Origin of the sequence: Roseinatronobacter alkalisoli (genome assembly GCF_028745735.1) — a bacterium.
Lineage (GTDB): Bacteria > Pseudomonadota > Alphaproteobacteria > Rhodobacterales > Rhodobacteraceae > Roseinatronobacter > Roseinatronobacter alkalisoli.
On the sequence record NZ_JAQZSM010000005.1, the window covers coordinates 110,082 to 134,885 of the forward strand.

At 59.1% G+C, this 24,804-nt stretch carries 24 protein-coding genes; 16 read left to right on the plus strand and 8 right to left on the minus strand.

Annotated features, from left to right (window positions below):
- Positions 1 to 72: 72 nt before the first annotated feature.
- The gene (locus tag PUT78_RS07650) at positions 73 to 1,353 is read right to left on the minus strand and encodes an ABC transporter substrate-binding protein (protein ID WP_274351661.1); all 1,281 of its coding nucleotides are present in this window, start codon (positions 1,351 to 1,353) and stop codon (positions 73 to 75) included.
- 57 nt (positions 1,354 to 1,410) lie between these two features.
- On the minus strand, positions 1,411 to 2,529 hold the full coding sequence (gene bglB, locus PUT78_RS07655) for a beta-galactosidase BglB (protein WP_274351662.1): 1,119 nt from the start codon (positions 2,527 to 2,529) through the stop codon (positions 1,411 to 1,413).
- Positions 2,530 to 2,748: 219 nt separating this feature from the next.
- Here bglB and PUT78_RS07660 point away from each other — a divergent pair, with 219 nt between their 5' ends.
- From PUT78_RS07660 to PUT78_RS07715, 12 genes are all read left to right on the plus strand, one after another.
- Entirely contained in the window at positions 2,749 to 3,567 is an 819-nt protein-coding gene (locus tag PUT78_RS07660; RefSeq protein ID WP_274351663.1) for an IclR family transcriptional regulator domain-containing protein, read from the plus strand.
- Complete coding sequence (locus PUT78_RS07665; protein WP_274351664.1) at positions 3,567 to 4,205, plus strand: SGNH/GDSL hydrolase family protein; 639 nt, start codon at positions 3,567 to 3,569, stop codon at positions 4,203 to 4,205. The genes PUT78_RS07660 and PUT78_RS07665 overlap by 1 nt, the downstream gene beginning before the upstream one ends.
- 155 nt (positions 4,206 to 4,360) lie before the next feature.
- A complete protein-coding gene (locus PUT78_RS07670; protein WP_274351665.1) occupies positions 4,361 to 5,239 on the plus strand; it encodes a DUF1932 domain-containing protein in 879 nt (292 codons plus the stop codon).
- Positions 5,236 to 6,441, plus strand: a complete 1,206-nt coding sequence (locus PUT78_RS07675) for a LysR family transcriptional regulator (RefSeq protein WP_274351666.1) — start codon at positions 5,236 to 5,238, stop codon at positions 6,439 to 6,441. Before PUT78_RS07670 ends, PUT78_RS07675 begins: the two co-directional genes overlap by 4 nt.
- 75 nt (positions 6,442 to 6,516) lie before the next feature.
- Entirely contained in the window at positions 6,517 to 6,906 is a 390-nt protein-coding gene (locus tag PUT78_RS07680) for an MbcA/ParS/Xre antitoxin family protein (protein WP_274351667.1), read from the plus strand.
- Positions 6,903 to 7,604 (plus strand): RES family NAD+ phosphorylase, encoded by a 702-nt coding sequence (locus PUT78_RS07685; RefSeq protein ID WP_274351668.1) that lies wholly within the window; start codon positions 6,903 to 6,905, stop codon positions 7,602 to 7,604. The genes PUT78_RS07680 and PUT78_RS07685 overlap by 4 nt, the downstream gene beginning before the upstream one ends.
- 257 nt (positions 7,605 to 7,861) lie before the next feature.
- Entirely contained in the window at positions 7,862 to 8,971 is a 1,110-nt protein-coding gene (locus PUT78_RS07690) for a sulfate/molybdate ABC transporter ATP-binding protein (protein ID WP_274351669.1), read from the plus strand.
- Positions 8,968 to 9,966: a sulfate ABC transporter substrate-binding protein gene (locus PUT78_RS07695; RefSeq protein ID WP_274351670.1), complete on the plus strand. Its 999-nt coding sequence runs from the start codon at positions 8,968 to 8,970 to the stop codon at positions 9,964 to 9,966. The genes PUT78_RS07690 and PUT78_RS07695 overlap by 4 nt, the downstream gene beginning before the upstream one ends.
- 4 nt (positions 9,967 to 9,970) lie before the next feature.
- Positions 9,971 to 10,825, plus strand: a complete 855-nt coding sequence (gene cysT, locus PUT78_RS07700) for a sulfate ABC transporter permease subunit CysT (RefSeq protein ID WP_274351671.1) — start codon at positions 9,971 to 9,973, stop codon at positions 10,823 to 10,825.
- Positions 10,822 to 11,661, plus strand: coding sequence for a sulfate ABC transporter permease subunit CysW (gene cysW / locus PUT78_RS07705; RefSeq protein ID WP_274351672.1), 840 nt, complete (start codon positions 10,822 to 10,824; stop codon positions 11,659 to 11,661). The genes cysT and cysW overlap by 4 nt, the downstream gene beginning before the upstream one ends.
- Positions 11,662 to 11,833: 172 nt before the next feature.
- Positions 11,834 to 13,954, plus strand: a complete 2,121-nt coding sequence (locus tag PUT78_RS07710) for a 4Fe-4S binding protein (RefSeq protein WP_274351673.1) — start codon at positions 11,834 to 11,836, stop codon at positions 13,952 to 13,954.
- The gene (locus PUT78_RS07715) at positions 13,924 to 14,853 is read left to right on the plus strand and encodes an FAD:protein FMN transferase (RefSeq protein WP_274351674.1); all 930 of its coding nucleotides are present in this window, start codon (positions 13,924 to 13,926) and stop codon (positions 14,851 to 14,853) included. Before PUT78_RS07710 ends, PUT78_RS07715 begins: the two co-directional genes overlap by 31 nt.
- Positions 14,854 to 14,913: 60 nt before the next feature.
- Here PUT78_RS07715 and PUT78_RS07720 read toward each other — a convergent pair whose 3' ends face one another.
- Positions 14,914 to 15,633, minus strand: coding sequence for a FadR/GntR family transcriptional regulator (locus tag PUT78_RS07720; protein WP_274351675.1), 720 nt, complete (start codon positions 15,631 to 15,633; stop codon positions 14,914 to 14,916).
- Between the two features lie 162 nt (positions 15,634 to 15,795).
- Between PUT78_RS07720 and PUT78_RS07725 the strand changes: the two genes are divergently transcribed.
- Both PUT78_RS07725 and PUT78_RS07730 read left to right on the plus strand, forming a co-directional pair.
- Positions 15,796 to 16,944, plus strand: a complete 1,149-nt coding sequence (locus PUT78_RS07725) for a mandelate racemase family protein (RefSeq protein ID WP_274351676.1) — start codon at positions 15,796 to 15,798, stop codon at positions 16,942 to 16,944.
- A gap of 35 nt (positions 16,945 to 16,979) precedes the next feature.
- Positions 16,980 to 18,569, plus strand: coding sequence for an ABC transporter substrate-binding protein (locus PUT78_RS07730; protein ID WP_274351677.1), 1,590 nt, complete (start codon positions 16,980 to 16,982; stop codon positions 18,567 to 18,569).
- Positions 18,570 to 18,724: 155 nt separating this feature from the next.
- Here the strand turns inward: PUT78_RS07730 and PUT78_RS07735 are convergent, their stop codons facing one another.
- From PUT78_RS07735 to PUT78_RS07750, 4 genes are read right to left on the minus strand one after another with little or no spacing between them, the layout of a single operon-like run.
- Positions 18,725 to 19,471 carry an ABC transporter ATP-binding protein gene (locus PUT78_RS07735; protein WP_274351678.1) on the minus strand — a complete coding sequence of 249 codons (747 nt, stop codon included), beginning with the start codon at positions 19,469 to 19,471 and terminating at the stop codon, positions 18,725 to 18,727.
- Entirely contained in the window at positions 19,468 to 20,310 is an 843-nt protein-coding gene (locus PUT78_RS07740) for an ABC transporter ATP-binding protein (protein WP_274351679.1), read from the minus strand. Before PUT78_RS07740 ends, PUT78_RS07735 begins: the two co-directional genes overlap by 4 nt.
- Positions 20,311 to 20,313: 3 nt before the next feature.
- Complete coding sequence (locus PUT78_RS07745) at positions 20,314 to 21,153, minus strand: ABC transporter permease (RefSeq protein ID WP_420793478.1); 840 nt, start codon at positions 21,151 to 21,153, stop codon at positions 20,314 to 20,316.
- A gap of 59 nt (positions 21,154 to 21,212) precedes the next feature.
- Complete coding sequence (locus PUT78_RS07750) at positions 21,213 to 22,235, minus strand: ABC transporter permease (protein WP_274351680.1); 1,023 nt, start codon at positions 22,233 to 22,235, stop codon at positions 21,213 to 21,215.
- A gap of 224 nt (positions 22,236 to 22,459) precedes the next feature.
- Between PUT78_RS07750 and PUT78_RS07755 the strand changes: the two genes are divergently transcribed.
- Both PUT78_RS07755 and PUT78_RS07760 read left to right on the plus strand, forming a co-directional pair.
- Positions 22,460 to 23,191, plus strand: a complete 732-nt coding sequence (locus PUT78_RS07755) for a FadR/GntR family transcriptional regulator (RefSeq protein WP_274351681.1) — start codon at positions 22,460 to 22,462, stop codon at positions 23,189 to 23,191.
- 53 nt (positions 23,192 to 23,244) lie between these two features.
- Positions 23,245 to 23,562: a cupin domain-containing protein gene (locus PUT78_RS07760; RefSeq protein WP_274351682.1), complete on the plus strand. Its 318-nt coding sequence runs from the start codon at positions 23,245 to 23,247 to the stop codon at positions 23,560 to 23,562.
- An 89-nt stretch (positions 23,563 to 23,651) separates the two neighbouring features.
- On the opposite strand, the gene kdgD is transcribed toward PUT78_RS07760, so the two are convergent.
- Positions 23,652 to 24,554: a 5-dehydro-4-deoxyglucarate dehydratase gene (kdgD, locus tag PUT78_RS07765; protein ID WP_274351683.1), complete on the minus strand. Its 903-nt coding sequence runs from the start codon at positions 24,552 to 24,554 to the stop codon at positions 23,652 to 23,654.
- Positions 24,555 to 24,804 lie beyond the last annotated feature (250 nt).

Here is a 24,804-nt window from a genome sequence, read left to right on the forward strand (position 1 = left end):
CAAGACGGGGCCTTTTGACGAATGGAACGGCCCGCACGCATCTGCATGCGGGCCGCGTTATTGGCTGTTAGGTCAGCGCGCGCGTTCAAGGATGAAGCCCGCATCCTCGATGAAGCGGCTTGCGGCCTCTGCTGCGGGGACATAGCCCAGAACCACGTCGGTGCCGGTACGCATGAAATTGTCACGCACTTCGCCCGCGCCTTTGGGTTTGCTGGTCGGGGTTGGCCCGATCTTGTCCTGAATGGCGCTGAAATAGTCGATCACGCGGGTGTCTACATCAGACAGGGACGGCAGCAGTGCTTCACGGCCCAACTCACTTGGCGGAATGCCGCGATCAAGTCCAAGCGTGACAAAGGCTTCCGGGGCGGTGATCCAGTGGTTGATATAGGCGATCACCGCGTCCTTGTCGCCCGCATCGCGCGTCATGGCCAGGAACATCGACGGCAGCACGAAATGCCCGTAATCCATGCCCGCACGATGGGGCACCATGGCTGCGCCCACGGGGTCTGTCATCAGACTCTGGACTGCGCCTACCTGATTGGCGTAGCGGAAGGTCATTGCGGATGTCCCGCGCACGATGCCCAGCTCGCTCATGCCCTTGTCAAGCTGGACAGTGGCATCCGGCCCTTCAACAACCCCGGCGGCGCGCAATTCGCCCCAGAATTCCCAGTACTCCCGCACGGTGTCTTCGGACACGACAAGATTGCCGTCAGCGTCGTACATGTCGGTCCCTGCCTGCCGACACCAGACTTCGAAATTCTCGATATACAGCGACAGGTCTTCGGATCCGGTAACAGCGCCACCGGAATGTTCGGTGATGCGTGCGCAGATCGCCGCGAAATCATCAGTCGTCCAGGTCAGCGGATCGAATTCGATGCCCGCTTCGTCGAAAATGCGCTGGTTATAGGGGATCGCCTGACTGGTGGACCCGATGCTGATGCCGTAAAGTTTGCCACCAATCGTGCCGACGTCATTTGCCCCGGCATCATAATGATCCTGCCGCAAACCGTTGCCGACATATTCATCCAGCGGCAACAGCGCCCCGCGGCTGACATATTCATTGATGAAACCATGATCCATCTGGACCACATCCGGCATGTTGCCGCCTGCGGTCTGGGTTGCCATCTTGGTCCAGTAGTCGCCCCAGCCGATTGCTTCGCCTGATACGCGGATACCCGGATTTGCGGCCTGAAACTGTTCGATCAGGCGGAAGGTGCGTTCATCGCGGGTGGGGTTGCCCCACCAGAAATGCCGGACGCGCCGGTCCTGTGCAAGGCTGCGGGTTGCGGGAAATGCAGCTAGGGCGGCTGCGGCGCCTGCGCTGCCCATCAAGGTTCTGCGGGTAAGTTTCATGTGTCCTCTCCTCCTCCGTCGGGACTGGATGCGGGGCTGAAAATGGCCCTGCGATTGTCAAACATATGTCTGCAGGAATTCACTCAGGCACAGCATTGCCATGGCCTGCCCATAGGGCATGGATGTCAGCGGAATCTGGCGGTAGAAATCCAGATCATCGCCCATTGCAGTGCCAAAGGACACTTGCTGCAATTCGCCATCCGCGCTGATATTGTCGATCACACCCTTGATGGCGCGTTCGGCCACGGGCAGGAATTCGGGGTCCAGATAGCGCTTGCGCACCCCTTTCAGAAGCCCATAGGCAAACCCCGCTGTGGCTGATGCTTCCAGATAGCTGTCGGGGTCATCAATCAGCGTGTGCCACAGCCCGCTTTCATGCTGGGTCTGCGCCAGTGTCTGCGCCTGTCTGCGCAACAGCGACAGCAGGTGTTTGCGCAGCGGATCGCCTTCCTTCAGGTCCAGAAGTTCGATGAATTCGGGGATGGCGATGGTGATCCAGCTATTGCCACGCGCCCAAAGTGCGCGCGCAAAATTATGATTGCCGTCAAACGACCAGCCATGAAACCACAACCCGGTTCTGGTATCGGCAAGATACTGGGCGTGGATCAGGAACTGATATTTCGCTTCCTCCACGAATTCCGGTCGGTCCAGAACCAGCCCGATTTTGGCCAGCGGCATGACACTCATCATCAGGGTGTCATCCCACATCTGTTGGTCATTGACGCTGTTATAGACGATATGCTGCAAACCCCCTTCACGGGTGCGCGGCATGTCATACATCACCCATTCCGCCCATGTTTCCAGATAGGGCCGCCAGACGGGGTTCGGCGCCTGTTCATACAGACATGCCAGTGTCAGAAAGGGCGCGACAGTGTTGATATTCTTGGTAGGCGTGCCTTCGGCCAGCCGCGCGGCAAACCAGTCGTCAATAATGGCGCGGGCACGTGCGTTGCCGGTGGTCTGACTGTATTTGAACAGCCCATACAGGCCGATTCCGTGCGTCCATTCCCAGCCAGCCCAGCCCTTGGTGTCGATCACGCGGCCATCTTCCAGCCGCAACAGGAATTCGCCGGTGTCATCCGTGATAGAGATCAGGTTTTCAGTCAGCCGATCAATCAACCCGCAAACATCCTGCCGGGAAATGAACCGATTCTTCTGACGCAAAAGCGGGTGCATGGGCAGTGATTCCTTGTCAATTCTCGGGGCGACATTATTGAAACGCTGTTTCATAAATTAGGAAAGCATATTTATCAAACGCTCGCAACCAAAAATTTCTGCCATCTGAATGCCCATTAAAATTAGCAATATCAGTGAGTAAGGCTAATATGGTTTGGCTTCTTGACAGGCAATGCTAAACATTTCAAAATGATGTTTCAGAAAATATGAACGTGTGACATGGCCGAATCAGTTTCAAAAACCGAAAATGTTGCCGCCGCGCTGAAGGTGTTTGCGGTGCTGGAAGCGCTGGTACAGGATGGGCAGGTCAGCCTGGCCGATCTTGCCAAGCACGCAATGACATCAAAAGCGACCGCGCACAGGTTGCTTCACACGATGATTGACCTTGGCTATGTTGAACAGGACAGCGATACCGAACGCTTTCGCCTGACACTGAAACTGTTCAGCCTTGGGGCACGGTCCCTGAACGGGCAGTCAGACCTGCTGCGGGTGGCGGATCTGCAAATGGGGCGGCTGTCGCGCGCAACCGGAGAATCCATAAATCTGGGCATACTGGATGAGCGTGAACAGAAGGTTGCCTATATTCACAAATACGATTCCGCCTATAGCCTGTCGATGAAATCCACACTGGGGCTGCGCAACCCGCTACATTCGACATCGTTGGGTAAGGCCCTGCTGGCCTGGCGGCCAGAGGAAGAGGTGCGCGACCGACTGGGGCAGGGGCCATTGCCGCAGATCGCGCCGCGCACTGTCACAGATGTCGACGCACTGATTGCCCTGCTGCGTCAGTATCGTAGTCTGGGCGTCGCAGAGGAAATCGAAGAAAGCGAGGCAGGCGTGCGCTGCATGGCCGTGCCGGTGCTGGACCACATGGGCCGTTCAGTCGCCGCGATCAGCATTGCCTTTCCGATTTTCCGGTTCGAGGATGCGCGCAGGTCCGAATATGTGGCCCTGCTGATCGCGGCGGGCGAGGCGGCGTCGCATGCGCTTGGGTTCGAAGGCAGCCTTACAGGGCCATCGGCGCAGGGAATTTTGTAATGCCGGTGGTGGTGTGTTTTGGGGATTCCAACACCTATGGGTCCGTGCCCAATGCGGGAACAGGCCCCTGGACACGCTATGACCGCCAGATCCGTTGGCCGGGGCGCATGGCGGCAGTGCTTGGCCCTGACTGGCATGTGATCGAAGAAGGCCTGCCCGGTCGCACCACCTGCCATGACAACCCGTTTGACGGCGCGCATAAGAACGGCGCGCGCCTGTTGCCTGCCATTCTTGAAAGCCATGCGCCCATTGATGTGTTCGTCCTGATGCTGGGCACCAATGACCTGAAGGTGCTGCATGCGGTCAGTGCCACTGATATTGAGCATGGATTGCGCGTGCTGGGTCAGCGTGTGCTGGCCAGCAATGCAGGCCCTGATCAGCGCGCGCCCCGGCTTCTTCTGGTTGCGCCTGCCCCCGTTGCGGAACTGGGCGCAGCGGCCGAACGGCTGGCGGGCGGGGCAGCAAAATCGCATCGCCTTGGGTCGATGATTGCAGCGCTGGCGCAGGAACTGGGTGCAGGGTTCGTGGATGCGGGCGCGCATGTGCAGGTGTCAGACATTGATGGCGTGCATTTGTCGGCCACCGCTCATATCACGCTGGGCCAGGTCATGGCGCAGGCTGTCCGGCAGATGGATTAGCGCTTGTCGCGCAAAGCCGCCCGCAGATTTCCGCTTTGCGAAGGCGGTTTTGAAGCATGGCCAATCTCATAAGAAATAGCTATAGTAAATTGTGAATCCCGTAGCCATGCGGCACTGTCCGGGGCGTTACTGTTCAATGACATGGAGTCGCACAGATGACGCAATCCCACCTTCCCCACCGCGTGGCGTTCATAGGTTTTGGCGAAGCGGCGCGGGCGTTTCTGGTTGGCTGGGGGGATGCGCGCCCGCCGCATGTGTCCGCCTTCGATATTAAGACACAGATGACCAGCGCCGCGATGCAGGCGCAGTATCAGGCCCATGGCGTTGACGGGGCTGCTAATCCGGCGGCCGCGCTTGAAAGGGCGGGGTTGGTGTTCAGCGTGGTTACAGCCGATCAGGCGCTGGTCGCGGCGCAATCTGCCGCGCCTTGTCTGGCGGCGGGCGCGCTGTGGCTGGACTGCAATTCCTGCGCCCCTGACACCAAGGCACAGGCCGCAAGGATCATTGAATCCGCCGGTGGGCGCTATGTCGATGTGGCGATCATGGCCCCTGTTCACCCCAAGCGCCACCTTGTGCCCATGCTGGTATCAGGCCCGCATGCCGCCGCCGCGATTGATGCGCTGGCCGCGCTGTCCATGCGTCCGGACATTGCCGGGGACAAGGTCGGGCAGGCGTCCTCCATCAAGATGCTGCGGTCGGTCATAATCAAGGGGATGGAAGCATTAAGTGCGGAATGTTTTCTTGCTGCGCGCCGCGCCGGGGTTGAAGAGCAGGTTCTTGCCTCCCTTGAACGGTCTGATCCGGACATCAACTGGCGCGCGCGTGCCAGTTACAATCTGGAACGCATGATCGTTCACGGGGCAAGGCGCGCGTCTGAGATGCGCGAAGTCGCTGCGACCGTGGCCGCGCTTGGTCTGCCGGATGGCATGAGCGCAGCATCGGCGCAGTGGCAGGCACAGATTGCCGGGCTTGAACTGGACCCCGGCGACGATGATCTTCTGGTGCGTATGGACCGGATACTGGGCAGGCTATGACAAGGCATAATCTGCGGCATTTCAGGGTTTTTCTGGCAGTCGCTGAATTGCGGTCTCCGTCCGCCGCCGCCCGGCGGTGCCGGGTGTCGCAGCCTGCCGTCACCCAATCGCTGAACAAGCTGGAACGCACCATGGGGGGCGGGCTGTTCCAGCGCACACGCCAAGGGTTCTTTCTGACAGATCGCGGGCGGATATTCGAAGCGCGCATCCGCCGCGCCATGGACCGGCTGGATAGTGCGCTGCATGACGTCGCCCCACGGCTGACGGTAACCGCAACCCTTTCGCAGCTTCAGGCCCTGATCGCCATGACAGAGGCGCAGAATTTCACCCTTGCGGCGCATCATCTGGGCCTTGCGCAACCAACGGTTCACCGGGCGGTCACCCAGATCGAAGAAGCCTCGGCGCGGGTGCTGTTTGAACGCACATCCTTCGGGATGGTGGCAACCCGCCCATGCCGCCGTCTGGCGCAGGCCGCGCGTCTGGCCTTTGCTGAATTCGAGCAGGCAGAGGGCGATCTGGCCGAATTCGATGGCCGCGATGCCGGGCATATCGTGGTGGGGGCGCTGCCATTGTCGCGGACCGTCATATTGCCCGAAGCCCTTGCGCGGTTCCGTGCCCTGCGCCCCAGGCACCGCGTCAGGATATTCGATGGCCCCTATGACGAGATGCTTGCGGGGTTGCGGCGGGGTGATATCGATCTGATCATCGGTGCCCTGCGCGATCCCCTGCCGATTGAAGATGTTGTGCAGGAAAAACTGTTTTCCGACCGTCTGACCATTCTTGCCGGGCCGCAGCACCCGCTGGCGGGCAGGCAGGATATTGCGCTTGATGAACTGGCGCGCCATGGGTGGGTTGTTCCGCGCGAAGGGGTGCCCGCGCGCGCGCAATTTGACGCGCTGTTTCTGGACCGGGGACTACCTTTGCCCGACAGTATTGTGGAATGCGGGTCCATATTGCTGATGCGTGAACTGCTGAACCGTAGCGATTTGCTTGGCTGCATATCCGCGCAGCAGGCCGAAGCTGAAATCGCGCGGGGGCTGTTGACGCGGGTCCGGACGGGCATAGACTGGGCCGGTCGCGATATTGGCTTGACCTGCCGGGTGGATTGGGTGCCGACGGCCGCGCAGGCGCTTTTCCTTGATCTGGTCCGCAGCGTGGCGCAGGGCATCGCGCCGACAGTGCACAGCGGCAGTTTGTCCTGACAAGCACGATAAAAATGTTCATATGATCTTTACATCTGGTTCATATGATCTATTTATGATGCTAGGAGGCCAGATATGCAGATCACCGCCCAAACCCGCGAACCAGCCGAAATTACCGCAATAGCGCTGAAAGCCTATGCGCGGATTGTTGATATCTGGTCATTAACGCAAAAGGACGCCGCAGCGCTGGCCGATATGTCCGAAAGCACATGGAAACGCGCGCGAAAGCCGGGATTTGCGGGCGATCTGACCAAGGACCAGCTTTTGCGGTTAAGCGCCGTGATCGGTATTTTCAAATCGCTGGAGCTGTATTTTTCCGAACCGCTGGCAAGGACATGGTTCACCCGCCCCAATACTGGCCCGCTTTTCAGTGGAGCACGTCCCATTGACACCGCGATTGATGGTGGATTGCCGCAGATTCTGGCGATCCGCACCTATCTTGATGCGCTGCGGGGTGGCGCATGAAGCGCACCGAATTGTCGGATCGTGCTCTGGTCCGGCTGCTGCCCGCCACCTATCACAAACCACCCGCCCTGCGCGGCCTGGTGGATTCCGATGATGAGCTTGAAATACTTGCCGGGATTGAAGGCATGACCAGCGCGCGCTTGCAGGCAGAACGTGGCCGCAACCCCGATATTGACCCGCGCGAACTGGCCTGGCGGCGGCGCGCGCAGGATTTGCGCATCTATGGCGAAACCCATGTCAACGCCGCCTTCACCTATACGCGCGCGGGCGGCAACAGGTTCAACGCCCAGACGCGGGGTGCATGGTATTGCGCATGGAATGTCATGGTGTGTGTTGCGGAAGTCGCCTGGCACCGGACCAGAGAGTTGCGTTTCACAGCGTCATTCCATGATCAGGCCCGCTATGTGGAATTGCTGGCCGATTTTATAGGCGTTTTCGATGATTTGACAGATGAACCGGACCACGCCGCCCTTCACCCTGATCCTGCGATCGGTTACCCCGCAGGGCAGATGTTGGCGGGTGAATTGCGGCGCAACGGGTCGCGTGGGCTGATCTATCCTTCGGTCAGAACCCCTGTTGCTGGGGGCAGATGTCTGGTTTGCTTTGAACCAAATGCCATCCAGAATGTCCGGCCCGGCGCATCTTGGGAAATGGTCTGGAACGGAACGCCTGAATATACCGTCAAGGCGCTTGGCTGAACCTGTCGTGTGGGGCAGGGTGGAACATGTGTTTTCACATGCGGCATGCTGACCGGAAAATAAGAACAATCCCCACAAATTTATCCCATATTCGGAAAAAATTCATGCACTGCATTGGGCCGTTGCGCTGGTGTTTCTGCGCAAAGGAACGCAGCGGAAATTCCGCCGCGCGCTTTGATCATGCAGGTCATGCGGGCCTATTGCCCTGTCTGTGCGCCGTATCTAGGTGACAACGTGAAACAAAGGGATTGCGCCAAATGTCTATTGCCATTTCCGGGCTGACAAAGCGGTTCGGGCAGACAGATGTCCTGTGCGGGGTTGATCTTGAGGTCAGCAAGGGCGAGTTGGTCGCCCTTCTGGGACCAAGCGGGTCTGGCAAGACAACGCTGCTGAAAATCATTGCCGGGTTGGAATGGCCCGATGCAGGGCGGCTTGCTGTCAATGACCAGAACTGGCTGCAATTGGCAGCGCAGGACCGGCGCATCGGGTTTGTGTTCCAGCATTATGCGCTGTTCCCGCATATGCGCGTGCGCGACAATATCGCCTTCGGGCTGAGTGTGCGCCCGCGCTCGGAACGCCCGGGCAAAGCCGTGATCGCCGCCAAAGTGGATGAGATGCTGCATTTCCTGCAGATCACCCATCTGGCCGATCGCTTCCCCGGTCAGTTATCGGGCGGGCAGCGCCAGCGTGTGGCGTTGGGGCGGGCCTTGGCGATTGAACCGGCGGTCTTGTTGCTGGATGAACCCTTCGGTGCGCTGGACGCGGCCATCCGGCGCGATCTGCGGCGCTGGCTGCGCGGCGTGCATGATGCAACGGGGTCAACCACAATCTTTGTCACCCATGATCAGGAAGAAGCCTTTGAACTGGCCGACCGTGTGGTGGTGATGGGTGAAGGGCGGATTGAACAGATTGGTCATGCCGATGCCATTCATGACCACCCAGCTACGCCCTTTGTTGCGCGTTTCATGGGTGCGACGGTGGAATTTCCGGTCACGCTGAATTCCGGGCGCGCAGAAGCGTCCGGGCTGGACATTTCCGCGCTGCCGCGGCGCGCGCTACCGGATGGCCCCGCCCGGCTGTTTGCACGCCCCGAAGATATAACGCTCATCCCGGATGCCGGTGCGCCGTGGCGCATTGCGTCGCGTATCAGCAACGGCGCACATCTGCGGTTTGTTCTGTCCCACCCCGCCCTGGGTGAAGCTGAAGCTGATGTACCCCGGCGCACGGCCAATGCCGATGCGCTGACCCCAGATGCCGCTGTCCGCCTGCGGATCGAAGCAGGCACCATCTTTCCCGCCGAGCGTGGCATTGCCACCACCTCGGTACGATCCCCCGGTTTTGAACCTGTCAAGGAGAAGTCACGATGACTGTATTCCCGTTCCGTGCCGCAGCCATTGCCCTGGGCATCGCGGCGTCCCCCGCTGCTGCACAGGACAGTCTGCTGAACACCAGCTACGACATTGCCCGCGAACTGTTCGAGGCGCTGAACCCTGTTTTTGCCGAACATTGGCAGGAAACCACAGGGCGCACAGTCACGATTGACCAAAGCCATGGCGGCACCTCGCGGCAGGCCCGCGCCATCCTTGAAGGGCTGCCCGCGGATGTCGTGACCTTCAATCAGGAAACCGATATCGAAGTGCTGGCCGAAGGTGGTCTGCTGCCAGAGGATTGGCGCGATGCCCTGCCCAATGGTGCCTCTCCCTGGTATTCGCTGCCCGCGTTTCTGGTGCGCGATGGCAACCCCAAGGACATCCATGACTGGGATGATCTGGCCCGCGACGATGTGCAGGTCATTTTCCCAAACCCGCGCACCAGTGGCAACGCGCGCTACACCTATCTGGCCGCTTTCGCCTATGGGCTGGAACAGAATGACGGGGACGAAGACGCCGCCGAAGCTTTTGTGAAGGCCATTTTTGACAATGTGCCTGTGTTTGACACTGGCGGGCGCGGGGCGACCCAGACCTTTGCGGAACGTAATATTGGCGATGTTCTGGTGACGTTCGAGGCCGAAACCGGCGGGATCGCAGAAGCCTATGCCGATGCCGGGCTGGAACGTGTGACCCCTTCGGTCAGCCTGTTTGCGGCATTTCCTGTCGCCGTCGTGGCGGAAGTTGCTGAACGCAATGGCAATACTGAACTGGCCAATGCATATCTGGAATGGCTGTATACGCCCGACGCGCAGCGCATCGTCGCGCAGCATTATTACCGCGTCGTCGATGAAGATGTGGCGGCAGAATTTGCCGACCAGCTGCCCGATCTGCGTCTGGTCACTGTGGATGAGGTGTTCGGCGGCTGGGATGCCATTCAGGAAAACCACTTCGCCGAAGGTGCGCGGCTGGACAATGTGTTTGTGAACCAGTGACGCCATGACCACCGCCGCCATTGCACCACCGATCCGCGCCAAGCGTGTTTTGCCGGGCTTTACCCTAAGCCTTGGCACGACATTGCTGTATCTGACGCTGATCGTGCTGATCCCGGTTCTGGCCCTGATCCTGAAGGGCGCCGAGATGGGACCGGCGCGGTTCTGGCAGATCATCTCCAGCCCGCGGGCAGTGGCGGCATTTCAGATTACACTTACGGCTGCCGCCATCGCCACCGTCATCAATGCTGTCTATGGTCTGCTGATGGCCTGGGTTCTGGTGCGCTACGAATTCCCCGGCAAGCGGTTGCTGGATGCCATGATGGATGTGCCCTTTGCGCTGCCGACGGCGGTGGCGGGCTTGTCACTGACAGCGCTTTTTTCCGCCAATGGCTGGTTCGGACAGGTGCTGGAAGCGGCGGGAATTCAGGTGGTTTATACGATCTGGGGTATTGTGTTGGCGATGGCCTTCACCTCGGTCCCGTTTGTGGTACGCACAGTGCAGCCTGTGCTGGAAGATCTGGACCCGGCACTGGAACAGGCGGCGGTGACACTGGGCGCGGGCCCCTTCGCCATTTTCCGCCGGGTCGTGTTGCCCGCCATCCTGCCTGCATGGATGGCGGGATGCACCACCGCATTCGCACGTTCGCTAGGGGAATTCGGTGCGATCGTCTTCATCGCCGGAAACCTGCCCTTCCGCACGGAAATCGCGGCGCTGCTGGCCTATATCCGCCTAGAAGAATACGACTATAACGGCGCTGCGGCCATTGCGCTGGTGCTGCTGGGCTTTGCGCTGGTTCTGCTGCTGGCGTCAAACCTGTTGCAATTCTGGGCAGCACGCTACCGCGAGGGCCAGAAATGAGTGGTGCCGCCCTGACCTATCTGCCCGGACAAAGCCGCCGCGGCCCGCAAGTGCTGATTGCGCTTGCCGTAGGGCTGACGCTGGTGTTCATCGCGGCGCCGCTGGTCTTTATCTTCGTGCGGGCTTTCGCAGGGGGGTGGCAGGTCTATGCCGCCAATATCCTGCACCCGATGACGCTGCATGCCATCTGGCTTAGCACAGTGACCGCCCTAATTGTTGTGCCGCTGAATGTGGCATTCGGCATTGCCGCTGCCTGGGCTGTGGCCAAGCACCGCTTCCCGGGGCGCGGGTTGCTGGTGACCATCATCGAGATTCCGTTTTCCATTTCGCCGATTATCGCGGGTATCTGCTATCTGCTGCTTTACGGGCGACAGGGGATTCTGGGACCGTGGTTGCAGGCCAATGACCTGCAGGTGATGTTCGCACTGCCCGGCATTGTGCTGGTCACCATGTTTGTAACCGCCCCCTTTGTCGCGCGTGAAGTCCTGCCGCTTATGCAGGCACAGGGCAGCGCGCAGGAAGAAGCCGCTGTTACGCTGGGGGCATCGGGCTGGCAGATATTCACCCGCGTCACCTTGCCCAATATCAAATGGGCGCTTCTCTATGGTGCGGTTCTATGCACGGCGCGTGCAGTTGGCGAATTTGGCGGTGTGTCCGTCGTGTCGGGTAATATCCGTGGCCAGACAAATACCCTGCCGCTGCATGTGGAATTGTTGTTCAATGACCTGAATGCGGTGGGTGCATTTGCTGCTGCATCGACCCTGACCGTGATTGCCGTGATTGCCCTGCTGATAAAGGCATTGCTTGAATACCGCACTGACGGTTCGGGCGCTTAGAGGCGGATCAGACCAGACGGAGACCCGGCCCACCGAAGGCGCGGCTTTGTGCCTGCGCCCGCGATTGCTGCGCGCCAGTTTCAATCAGCTATGGGAGTCGATCCAGACGCATCCGGACCCATAGTCGAAAGTCGCATATGCGGCGGGCGGCCACTTGCTTATCCTTCCGCATATGCTCACGCTCCTCCGCCTGTTTGTCCTGTCATTCCTGTTGGCCCTGCCTGCGCGCGCGCAAATTCTGACGCCTGAGGAAATGCTGGCCTATGTCCCCCCGCCCTTCGGGCTGGGCGAGGCGCTGAATGACAAGGGGCTATACCGTGTCGTCAATTCCGGCGGTACGCCCGCAGGATATGCTTTCACCACGCAACCCTACGCCGCATTGCCGGGTTTTGCGGGTGCGCCCGTCAATGCGCTGGTCGTGCTGGACGGGGCCGGCACTTTTGTCACCGTGCGCGTGCTGCATCACAATGAACCGATCTTCATATCAGGCATGGGCGAGGGGCCGTTCCGGGCATTTTTTGAACAATATGCAGGCAAATCGATCTGGGCACCCATGAGTATCGGCACACCCTATGGCGGCGCGGATCAGGGATCGTCGCTGGTGCATCTGGACGGGATCACCAAGGCCACGGCTTCTGTGCGGATTGCGCATGAATCGATCATGGCCGCCGCGCATGCGGTCGCGCGTGAACATATGCAGGGGCGCGTCACCGCCCCGGCGGCCCGGCCCGATTTCGATCATGAAGAGGCCCTGAACTGGAATGATCTGGTCGCGCAGGGGCTGGCCAGCCATTTGCGCGTGACCAATGCCGAAATTGACGCAGCCTTCAGCGGCACGCGTTGGGCCTATTCCGACCCTGCTGCACAGGCTGATCCCGAAGGGCTGTATCTGGACCTGTGGCTGCTTGATGTGACGCCACCGGCACTGGCACGCGCGGCGCTGGATCAGGGCACGATTGAACAGATGACGCGCTTTCGCGGTGTCGCGCCAACGGATGAATTTCTGCTGCTGATTGATGCAGGCCGCCATGGTCTGGTCAGCGAGTCTTTCGTGCGCAACACCGCGCCCGACCAGATCAGGGCCGAACAGGGCGGGCTGCCGGTAGCGCTGCGCGACGCGGATTTTCTGGTCGATCTGGCGCCCGGTGTCCCGGATGGTACCGCCATGATCCTGCGCACGGATCGCAGGCTTGGGTTCAACCCCGCCGAACCTTTTACCCTGATCGTAGACTCTGTGCGCGAACATGGCTTTATCACCCCCGAAATCGGTCGTGTGGAACTGGAACTGGCGCATCAGACCGATGAACGCTTCTTCCTGCACGAAAAAATCATCACACCGCTGCCGCCCTGGGCAGAAACGCTGTATAGTCGTCAGCCTGACCTGATTGTGCTGGCCCTTGGGCTGGGGGCGCTGATCTGGGCATTGGGCGCGCGGATGAACCACTTTGCGGGCTGGCGGCATTTTACCCCGGCGCGCTTGCTGATACTGGCCGTGATGATCGGATTTGTCGGCTTCTGGGGGCAGGGGCAATTGTCTATTGTCACGCCTCTTGGCGCGCTGCGTACCGCGCTTGAAGGCGGATCATACATGTTTCTGATATATGATCCTTTCTCGCTTATGGTCTGGGTGGCGGCGATCCTTGGCTTCGTGCTTTGGGGCAGGGGGCTTTTCTGCGGCTGGCTCTGCCCGTTCGGTGCGCTTCAGGAATTTGCCCATCATCTGGGCCGCGCCCTACGCCTGCCCCGGATCGAACCGAATGGCAGTTGGGACCGGCGCCTGAAAAAGCTGAAATACATCGCACTGGCGGGGCTTGTCGGGCTGGTGGGTTTTGCACCGGAACAGATTGACAGCGCCGCCGAGGTGGAGCCATTCAAGACAGCGATTACAGTTTTCTTCATGCGTGAATGGTATTTTGTTGCCTATGCCGCCTTCTGGCTGGTGCTTGGCATGGTACTGTTCAAGGGCTTTTGCCGCTATCTGTGTCCGCTTGGCGCGGTCATGGCGATTGGCGGGTTGCTGCGCGGGCGCGACTGGATCGCGCGTCGGCCCGAATGTGGCAGTCCCTGTCAGTTGTGTCGCATCAAATGCAACTATGGTGCGATCGCTAAGAATGGCAGGATAGATTATTCCGAATGTTTCCAATGCCTGGACTGTGTTGCCATCCATGACAACGAAAAGCGCTGCGTGCCTTTGGTTTTGGCCGCGCGCAAGGCCGGGCGGGCAGCGCCCACATCTGCATCACAGCCGCAAGAGGCCCCGGTATGCGCAGCTTCACCCGCCGCCGTTTCCTGAGTATTGCCGCATGCGTGGCGGTTGCTGGCTCTGGTCGCCACGAGCCAGCAACCGCCGCGCGGGTGACATGGCGTGGCACGGCACTTGGGGCCGATGTCAGCATCACACTGGATGGACCCGAAGACCTGACGCGCCCGGCCCTTGCCCGCGCGCGGTTGGAAATTGATGCATATGAGGCGCGCTTCAGTTTGTTTCGCGCCAACTCGGAACTTGTCAGACTGAATGCGCACGGGCATCTGCCCGATCTGGATGCGCGCTGGCATGACATGCTGGCACTGTGCGACCGCTTGCATCGCGAAACCAATGGATTGTTTGACCCTACCATCCAGCCGCTATGGCTTGCCTATGCGGCTGGCGGCGTCCCGGATGAGGCGCGCGCATCGGTAGGTTGGGACCGCGTCACGCTGCCAGATGCGGCCCGGCGCGGGGTACGTCTTGGTGCGGGGCAGGCGCTTAGTTTTAACGGAATTGCGCAGGGCGCGGCCACAGATGCCGTCAGGAAGGTTCTGCAAGCCGCCGGAATGACGCGCGTGATGGTTGATATTGGCGAGGTGGCGACGCTTGGCGGGCCGTGGCATCTGGGCGCGTCGGACCCCGATCAGGGGCATTTTTCCACTGTTCAACTGGACGATATGGCAATGGCTGTTTCCAGCCCGGCGGCCTTGCGGCTGGACAACACAGCACATCATATTCTGCACCCGCATGGGCCTGCGCACCCCCGATGGTCCAGTGTTGCCGTCATCGCGCGCAGCGCGGCCATTGCGGACGGGTTGTCCACTGCCGCATGTTTCATGGATAAGGCCGCGTTGCGGTCCTGCGCGATGCGTCTGGGCGGGATAGACCGGGTTCTTCTTCTGGATCGTCATGGGGCCTGCGAGACAATACTGGTACAGGTCTGAAGGCACCCTTGCTTTGCTGCGCGTTCGTGTGCGCAGTCGTTGGCAATGCCTGCGCAATTGTCACAAGGCGCGCATGATCGCCCTGTACCGATCAAGACTACCATCAAGATGCGCCTTCATTGCGACTTCGGCCGCGTCGGGGTCATTTGCGATGATGGCATCCAAAATCAACGCATGTTCGCTCACGATATTGGGGTTTGGCCGGTAGGGCCGATGCGGCCCTGTGCCTGTAACAAGTTCGGCGCGTGGGGTCAGGCCGGGGCGGATCAGAATCAGAAATTCCGGGAAGCGCCGGTTCTGCGAGGCCGTGGCAATCGCAAGATGGAAGGAAAAATCCGCTTCGCGTGTCGATTGGCCCTGTGCCAGCGCCGTTGCGAGCTGGTCATTGTGGCGCATCATTGCATCGATCTCAGTACCGGAGCGGCGCTGTGCGGCCAGCGCTGCCGCCCGGATTTCAAAAGCCGCGCGCAACTCGAACAATTCAATCACCGACGACAGGCGCGCAACATCCAGATCGGAGAAGGGGCGCTGCGTGCTTTGGGCCGGGTCGCAGGCGAAAGCGCCCGCGCCTTTGCGGGTTTCAACCAATGCTTCGCTGCGCAATTCGGCAAAAGCTTCCCGGACCACTGTCCGGCTGACGGAATATTGCTGCGTCAACGCTGATTCGCTGGGCAACCGTGCGCCGGGTTTGAAGGTGCCATTCAGGATTGAGAGTCGCAGATCATTTGCAATCCGCGCTGCGCGGGTCCGGTTCGGGGCAAGCATCTCTGGTGGGGTCATCAGACTGATCCTTCCTGAATTCGCTGCCGAACGGCACGCGTGTTGCAGTATATCGGACAAATTTGAACTGTGCAAAAGATCTGTTGATAGATTATGTCATATATGTCATACAAGTTGTTATACAGAGTCGGCAAGCCGACAGGAATACGGAGGAAGTCAGGCGTGATCATCACAGATGTTACCGTGCGGGTATTTAACCACAAGACACAACGCCATTCCGACAGCGCAGGCCATGCCCATCCCGGCCCGGCGCATGATGTACAGCAGGCAATTCTGACGATCCGCACCGAAGACGGGAACGAAGGTCACAGCTTTACAGCGCCAGAAATTGTGCGCCCGCATGTGATCGAAAAATTCGTCAAGAAAGTTCTGATCGGGCAGGACCATCGCGATCGCGAACGCCTGTGGCATGATCTGGCGCATTGGCAACGCGGTTCTGCGGCGCAACTGACGGACCGTACATTGGCCGTTGTGGATTGCGCATTGTGGGATCTGGCCGGGAGAACCCTGAATCAGCCGGTTTACAAGCTGATCGGGGGCTATCGTGACAAGGTTCTGGCCTATGGCTCGATCATGTGCGGCGATGAAATTGAAGGCGGACTTGCCACGCCCGAAGATTACGGGCGTTTCGCCGAAACACTGGTCAAGCGTGGCTATAAGGGGATCAAGCTGCACACATGGATGCCGCCGGTCAGTTGGGCGCCGGATGTGCGGATGGACCTGAAAGCCTGCGCTGCAGTGCGCGAAGCGGTGGGGCCGGATATCTCGTTGATGATAGATGCGTTTCACTGGTATTCGCGCGTGCAGGCGCTGGAACTGGGTCGCGGGCTGGAAAAGCTGGGCTTCGACTGGATTGAAGAGCCTATGGATGAGCAATCCATGTCATCATATAAGTGGCTGGCCGATAATCTGGATATTCCGGTGATCGGACCTGAAAGTGCGGCGGGCAAGCATTGGCATCGCGCCGAATGGGTACATGCCGGGGCGTGTGATATCCTGCGCACGGGCGTGAATGACGTTGGCGGAATCACACCTGCATTGAAAACAATGCACCTGGCTGATGCGTTCGGGATGCAATGCGAAGTGCATGGCAACACAGCCATGAACCTGCATGTTGTCGCGGCATCGCGCAATTGCCGCTGGTATGAACGCGGACTACTGCACCCGTTTCTGGAATATGATGACGGGTTCGACTACCTCAACAGCCTGTCTGACCCGATGGATCAGGATGGCTTTGTCCATGTCCCCGACCGCCCCGGTCTGGGTGAGGATATCAATTTCGATCATATCGAAAATAACCGCGTGGCCTGAATGCCACGTTCTGTTTCAAATCCAAGGGAGGAGTCATGAAACACCTATTGGCAAGCGTTTCTGTCGCAGTTCTGATGGCGGGGGCAAATCCTGTCACCGCTCAGACCCCGGCAGACCAGCTAATCGTTGCGTTCAACATGAACAACGTTCTGACGATGGACCCAGCCGCAATCACTGGTGGTGATGCGGTGCAGATCCTGAACAACATCTATGACAGTCTGGTGTCGCTCGACCCGGAAACGCGCGTAGTTATCCCGCGTCTGGCAGAACGCTGGGAGGTTGCAGAGGACAATCGCAGTGTCACCTTTCACTTGAATCCCGATGCTGTCTTTGCCTCTGGTAACCCTGTGACAGCAGAAGATGTGCGTTTCAGTCTGACGCGCGTTCTGGAAATGAATCAGGCGCAATCTTCGGGCCTGCGCAGCCGGGGGTTCACCGCCGAGGAAGCAGAAAATCTGTTCGTGGCAGAAGACACGCATACCTTTGTGCTGAACCTGCCACAGGATGACGATCCGCGCCTGATCCTGATGTATCTGACACAGGCCGGTGTGGGGTCGATTCTTGACAGCCAGCTGGTGCAGGAAAATCTGGGCGCGGATTACGGGCAATCCTGGCTGACAAACAATTCAGCGGGTTCCAGTGCCTTCACGCTTACGCAATGGCGCGCGAATGAATTTGTCATCCTGAACCGCAATCCGAATTATTGGGCGGACGCACCGGAAATGGCGCGGGTGCTAATGCGCCATCTGCCGGAATCGCAATCACAACGGCTTGGTCTGGAACGCGGCGATATTGATGTGGGGTTCTCGCTGGCGGCAACCGATTTGCGCGCGCTTGCGGCGGTCGATGGCGTGACTGTCACGACCGAACCATCGTCGAATTTCTACTATCTCGCCGCGTCAATGGAGGATGAGCGTTTTGCAAATCCCAAGGTGCGCGAGGCGCTGCGCTACCTGATCGATTATGACGGGATCAATGCGGCAATCATGCCCTATTTCGGTGTAAAACGGCAGATACCCGTCAATTCCACGGCCTTCGCGGCGCTGCCTGATCCGGGTTATACGCTTGATGTTGAACGCGCGCGTGAGTTGCTGGCCGAAGCTGGGTATCCTGACGGGTTCAGCACCACCCTGCGTGTGATTTCCACACAGGAATTTCTGGACAGTGCAACCGCCATTCAGGGTACGCTGGCGCAGGCCGGCATCCGGGCCGAAATCATTACCGGCGATGGCGGACAGATCTATGGTGCGATGCGCGACCGCCGGTTCGAGTTGCTGGTTGGCCGCGGCGGTGGCGGCCAGCAGCCGCACCCTGACAGCAACTTGCGCGCGCTGGTCTATAACCCCGATAACAGCCAGGAAGCCCAGCTGGACAATTATCAGGGCTGGCGGACTTCGTTCTTCGACGAAGAACTGAACGCTATGATCGAAGCGGCCCTGATCGAGCGGGACGAAGACACGCAGTTCCGGATGTATGAGGAGATTCAGCAGATGACACAGGACAAGGTTATCCCGATCCTGCCCTTCTCTGAACGTGTGGTGACGGCCGCCTATCAGGTCGGGATCGAAGGTATCATCATCGATCCCTGGGTATCGCGGTTTGAATATGTGACCAAGGGCAACTGAACGCCATTCTTGGTGCAGAAAACAGCGTGGCAGGGAAACCTGCCGCGTTTTTTGTTTCTGGGCTGCGGCCAGAATATCTTATCACGACGCATATGGAAAAGCCCGGCCGTAAATGGCCGGGCTTTATGGTGTTTGGGGCAGGGCACCTGCATGACTTACATGGCGCGCTCATATTCCAGACTGGCAGCGATCAATTCGCGTGCATAGCGTTGGGTGGCCTCATTTCCCGGGATCGCCGAACGCGGCAGCACCTCTACAATGCGACCATGCTGCATGATGGCAAACCGGTCGCACATATGATCGACGACCGCCAGATCATGACTGACCATGACATAGGTGAAGCCCTTCTCCTCTCGCAGCCGGACCAGCAGGTTCAGTACCTCCGCCTGAACAGAGACATCCAGCGCAGAGGTGGGTTCGTCCAGAAACAGGATGTCCGGTTCCAGCACCAGCGCGCGCGCAATAGCCACACGCTGGCGCTGCCCGCCCGAAAGCTGATGCGGGTAACGGTCCAGAAATTCAACCGGCAGACCCACATCCTGCATGGCCTGCGCGATGCGTGGTTCGCGGTCGGTGATGCCATTCACCCGCAGCCCTTCCGCCAACGCCGAGCGGATGGAATGGCGCGGATGCAGCGAACCATATGGATCCTGGAACACCATTTGCAGCGTGCGGGCACGCTCGCGCACATCCATGTCGCGGACATTGCGCCCGTCGATCATGGCCTCTCCCGTCCAGTTTTCGTTCAGCAATGACGCGCAGCGCAGGACAGTGGATTTGCCCGACCCGCTTTCGCCGACAAGCCCGAAACACTCGCCCGGTGCGATGTCCAGATCGACATCATGCAACACCTGAACGGCGCCGAAACTGACCGACATGGCATGAATGGAGATGGATTTCATGCGCGTTCCTCCTGCGGGTTCAGCCAGCTGTCCTGTCTGTCCAGTACGGAAAGCGGCGCACGTGTCCCGCCAATGCGGGGCTGTGCGGCCAGAAGCCCGCGTGTATATGGGTGCTGGGCATTGTCCAGATCGGCGGCGGCCAGCGTTTCGACCACGCGCCCGGCATACATGATCAGCACCCGGTCGCAGAAATTGCGCACCAGATTCAGGTCATGAGAGATCATGATCAGCCCGATACCCTTGTCGCGCACCAGCCCGTCCAGAATGCGCAGCACCTGTAGCCGTACTGTCACATCCAGTGCCGAAGTCGGTTCATCCGCTATGACCAGATCAGGGTTGGTCAGCAACATCATTGCGATCATGATGCGCTGCCCCATGCCGCCCGAAACCTCATGCGGATAAAGGTTACAGACGCGCTCGGGATCGCGGATATGTACCTGTTCCAACATCTCGATCGTGCGGGCGCGGGCTTCGGGACCGGTCGCGCGGAAATGGGTGCGGTAAGCTTCTGCAATCTGGTCGCCACAACGCTGCGTCGGATTAAGCGAAAACTTCGGGTCTTGCAGGATCATCGAAATGCGCCGCCCGCGTACCTGCAACATCTGCCGTTCACTGGCGTTCAGGAGGTCCAGTTCCTCGAACTGCATCCGGTCGGCGGTGATATCGGCTGTGTCCAGCAATTTCAGCAGGCCCCGCCCTACGGTCGATTTGCCGGACCCGCTTTCGCCGACAATGCCCAGACGTTCGCGCCCCAGCTGAAAGCTGACATTGCGCACTGCAGGGGCAGGGGCACCGCGATAATGGATTGACATGTTCTGCACATCAAGAATGGGGGGCATGGTTTACCTCCGGTTCATCTGTTTGGGGTCCAGCGCATCGCGCAGCCCGTCGCCCAGCAGGTTGAAGGCCAGACTGACCGCAAGAATTGCAATGCCGGGAAAGGTGACCAGCCACCAGTGATCGATCATGTAGCGCCGCCCCGTGGCAATCATCGCGCCCCATTCGGGCAGTGGCGGCTGCGCGCCAAGTCCAAGGAAACCCAGACCCGCAGCAGTCAGGATGACCGTTGCCATGTTCAGTGTCAGCCGGATGATGACCGAAGGCAGACACATCGGCACGATTGAATGCCAGATAATCCGCGCAGATGACGCCCCCTGAAGCCGGGCCGCAGAAATATAGTCAGCGTTGCGGAAGGTCAGCGTTTCCGCCCGGGCCAGACGCGCGATCGGCGGCCAGGCCGTCAGTGCAATGGCGATGATCGCATTGTTCAGGCTTGGGCCAAGTGCCGCAACAAAGGCCAGCGACAGGATAAGGGACGGGAAAGACAGGAAGATATCGGTAATCCGCATCAGAACCATATCGATCTTGCCGCCAAAATATCCCGCAACAGTGCCAAACAACAAGCCGATTGGCCCCACTACCAGCGTCACCAGCGTGATGATCGTCAGCGTGATACGCGATCCATGCACCAGCCGTGAATAGATATCGCGGCCCAATTCATCCGTGCCGAAGAAATGTGCCATGGACGGGGGCTGAAGGACATTGTTCAGATTTTGCACATAGGGGTCATGCGTGGCCAGTAGCGGCGCGAAAGTCGCCATCAGCAACAATAGAACCAGCACGACAATACCGAAAAGGGATGTGGGCGTGCGCGCCAGAAAACGCAGGATATTTCCCAGCATGTATATGCCTTGCGGCATTTTGCGGCTTTTGTCGGGGATGGTCAGCGGCGGGGTCATGCTCATTTGGTCCTCGGGTCGAATACGCGATACAGGATGTCGGACATAAGGTTTAGCGCGATGAAGATCACGCCGACAACCAGGACACAGGTCATGACCGCGTTCATGTCACCGATCAGCAGGTTGGATGTCAGGTATTGTCCGAAGCCCGGCCATGCGAACACGGTTTCAATCAGCACTGCGCCTTCCAGCAGTGAACCATAGGCAAGCGCGATGATGGTCACCAATTGCACGCGGATATTGCCAAACGCATGGCGCCAGTTGGTTTGGCGGCGGGACAGTCCCTTGACGCGCGCGGTGGTGATATATTCCTGATTAAGTTGATCCAGCATGAAACTGCGTGTCATCCGTGTGATATAGGCCGCTGAGGAATAGCCCAGAAGTGCGGCAGGCAGGATGATATGGTTCAGCGCCGAACGGAACACGTCCCATTGCCCGGCCAGCGCGCTGTCGATCAGCAGGAAATGCGTGCGTTCCGGCACCATGCCGATGTAAAACTGACTCATCCGGCCAGACCCGCCGACCCATCCAAGCCCTGCATAGAAGATCAGAAGCGCAATCATGCCTGTCCAGAAAATCGGCATCGAATGGCCCAGCAGGCTTAACACCCGCACCAGATGGTCTATCCATCGGTCTTTGTTGACCGCAGCGATTACTCCCAAAGGTGCACCCAGACCGGCGCCGATAAGAATGGCAAAGGTCGCCAGTTCGAAAGTGGCGGGCAGTACACGCGCCAGATCACTGGTGATCGGTTGGCCCGTGCGGACAGCATTGCCGAAATCAAAGGTGACGACATCGCGCATATAGAACACGAACTGCTGCCACATGGGCCGATCCAGACCAAGCTGTCGGAAAACATGTTCATAGACTTCGCGGGTGGCATCTTCGCCCACGATCGCGCGCACCGGATCGGCTGGCATGACGCGGCCAATCACGAAGGTCAGCACCAAAAGCCCGAAAAGGGTGACAAGGATCGACAGGCTCTGGCGCCCCAGAACGTGCATGAAGCGGCGGTTTCGGGTCATCAATGCTCCTCCGTTGGTCCTGTATGGCAGGATGTCGGGCTGTTCAGTCATACATATATATCAACCTGTATGACAGATTTAACAATGTCAACCGGATTCGGGTAAAATCATCAGAAAACCATGCGCAGAATGCCGCAAAACCAGAAAAAACCGGTCGCATATCAGCGCATACCTGTCCTATGATAGCACAGACAGGTCACATACGTGAGAAGGTACAGGTTCTGATGCAGAAAATCGCAGGGCAAACCATGGTCCAGACAGTGCAGGAGGCGCTGCGACGCCAGATTCAGGATGGTCAGTATGAACCCGGCGCCCGCCTGCCAAGCGAAGCCCAGCTGACGCAGGATTTCGATGTCAGCCGCACTGTTATTCGCGAAGCCATCGCAGCCCTGCGCGCGGATGGTCTGGTCGAAGCGCGGCAGGGCGCCGGGGTGTTCGTGCAGGTGCCGGCAGAAACGACGGGCCTGCCGTTCCAGAACCTGGATTTTCAGTTAATTTCTTCGATGGTAGAGCTTCTGGAATTGCGCACTGCGGTGGAGACCGAAGCCGCAGCACTTGCCGCGCAACGCCGTTCGCCGGCCCAGGAGGAAGTGTTGATCGCCGCGCTTGGTGCTGTGCAACAAGCAGCCGAGTCCGGTGCCCCCACCATGGAAGCAGATTTTGCACTGCATCTTGCGATTGCAAATGCGACCAACAATCCGCGTTTTGCTGAATTTCTGACCATGATCGGCCCGAACGTAATTCCCCGCCGCGCGCTTGCCGACAGCAGCGCGGAATCGGTGTCGCAGGATTACATCCTGGGTATTCAGGCTGAACACGAAGCCATTGTTTCCGCCATTCTGGACCGTGATGAGGATGCGGCGCGCGAAGCAATGCGCACGCATCTGAAAGGCAGCCAGAAACGTTATCGCAGCCTTTTGCGTGACGCGGCGCGCAAGGGTATGCCCTTGTCTTGACCTGAAACATATCATATGTATTTATAATAGATATGATAAAACAGGTGACAAAGATGACCATTCTGAAAAGCTTTCCTGCCATTTCGCCGGGTCCGGGCGTCACGCGGCAGGTGCTGGCGGATTCGCCAGAATTGATGCTGGTTTCGTTCCGCTTCGACGTGGGTGCGAAGGGCGCGCTGCACAGCCATCCGCATGTTCAGTCAACGCATGTGGCCAGCGGGCGTTTCAGGTTTCATCTGGATGGGGCGGAATTCGACATTGGTCCCGGCGACAGTTTCGTGATTCCGTCCGGGGTGATACACGGTTGTGAATGCCTGGAGGCAGGGCGGCTGCTTGATAGCTTCGCGCCGCGCCGCGATGATTTTCTGTAAGGACTCCCCGGCCTGCACATTTTGCAGGCCGGGATTTGCATTCGGGGCATCCCGCGCGTGATCAAGATGAACGCAAGAGGCCCTTGCCGTCAGCTGTGCTGATCGATCAATGCCTGCAGCGCGGCGGTTTCTTCCGATGTCAGGTCCGACAGGGGCGCGCGCACAGGCCCGGCGTCAAACCCGACCAGCCGCACACCGGCCTTGACCGCCGCCACAGCATAGCCCTTGCGGCGCGAGCGCAGTTCCATGAACGGATAGAAAAAGCTGTTGAGGATCGATTCACATGTGGCGCGATCCTCGGCCCGCAGCGCAGTATAAAACCGGTTGGCCAGTGCCGGAACGAAATTGAACACCGCAGAGGAATAGGTGGTAAAGCCAGCGCCCAGATAGGCTTCGGCGAACAGTTCTGCTGTGGGCATGCCGCCCAGATATGTCAGCCGATCGCCCATCTTCGCTGTGATCTGCCGCACCAGACCAATATCGCCTGTACCATCCTTGAAGCCCACCAGATTGGGGCAGGTATCGCAAAGCCGTGCCAGCGTGTCAGCCTGTAGTACAGCGTTGTCCCGATTATAGACCATGACACCAATGCCGATCGAATCGCAAATCTGTCTGATATGTTCGAACAGGCCTTCCTGCGGTGCATCGATCAGGTAATGCGGCAGCAGCAGTATGCCATCTGCGCCCGCCTGTTCTGCGCTGCGTGCAATGGATTTCGCCATTTCCGTACCATAGCCGCAGCCAGAGACAATGGCAGTTTTGCCCGCCGCTTCTTTGGCCGCGCGGATGATGGCCGGAATCTCGTCCGGGGTCAGCGAGAAGAACTCTCCTGTCCCGCCTGCGGCAAATAGAACCGGCGCATCGAAGCCAGAAAGCCATGCAACATGCTTCTGGTAAGCATCTGATGCAAAGCGGTTTTCACTGTCGAACGGTGTGACCGGAAAGGATAGAAGCCCGGCGCCAAGCGCGTGCTTTATGGTTGATGGATCCATTTTAGTGTTCCTGACAATTGGGGTTAGGGGTTGCGGTGCGGCACTGCCCGGATGGTTGGTCGGCACGCGAACCACCGGTCCGGTCTGACCGGGTTTGCGGAAAAATGCGCGCTAAGGGAGCGCCATGGCGTGGCGATCAGATGGTGACCGCACGGACACCCGGTATGGTCATTTGTCATTTACTGTTCCCTCATGCGGTCTGTATCAGACGTGAAAACGTATTTCATCATACTGATGTTCTAAGTTATAT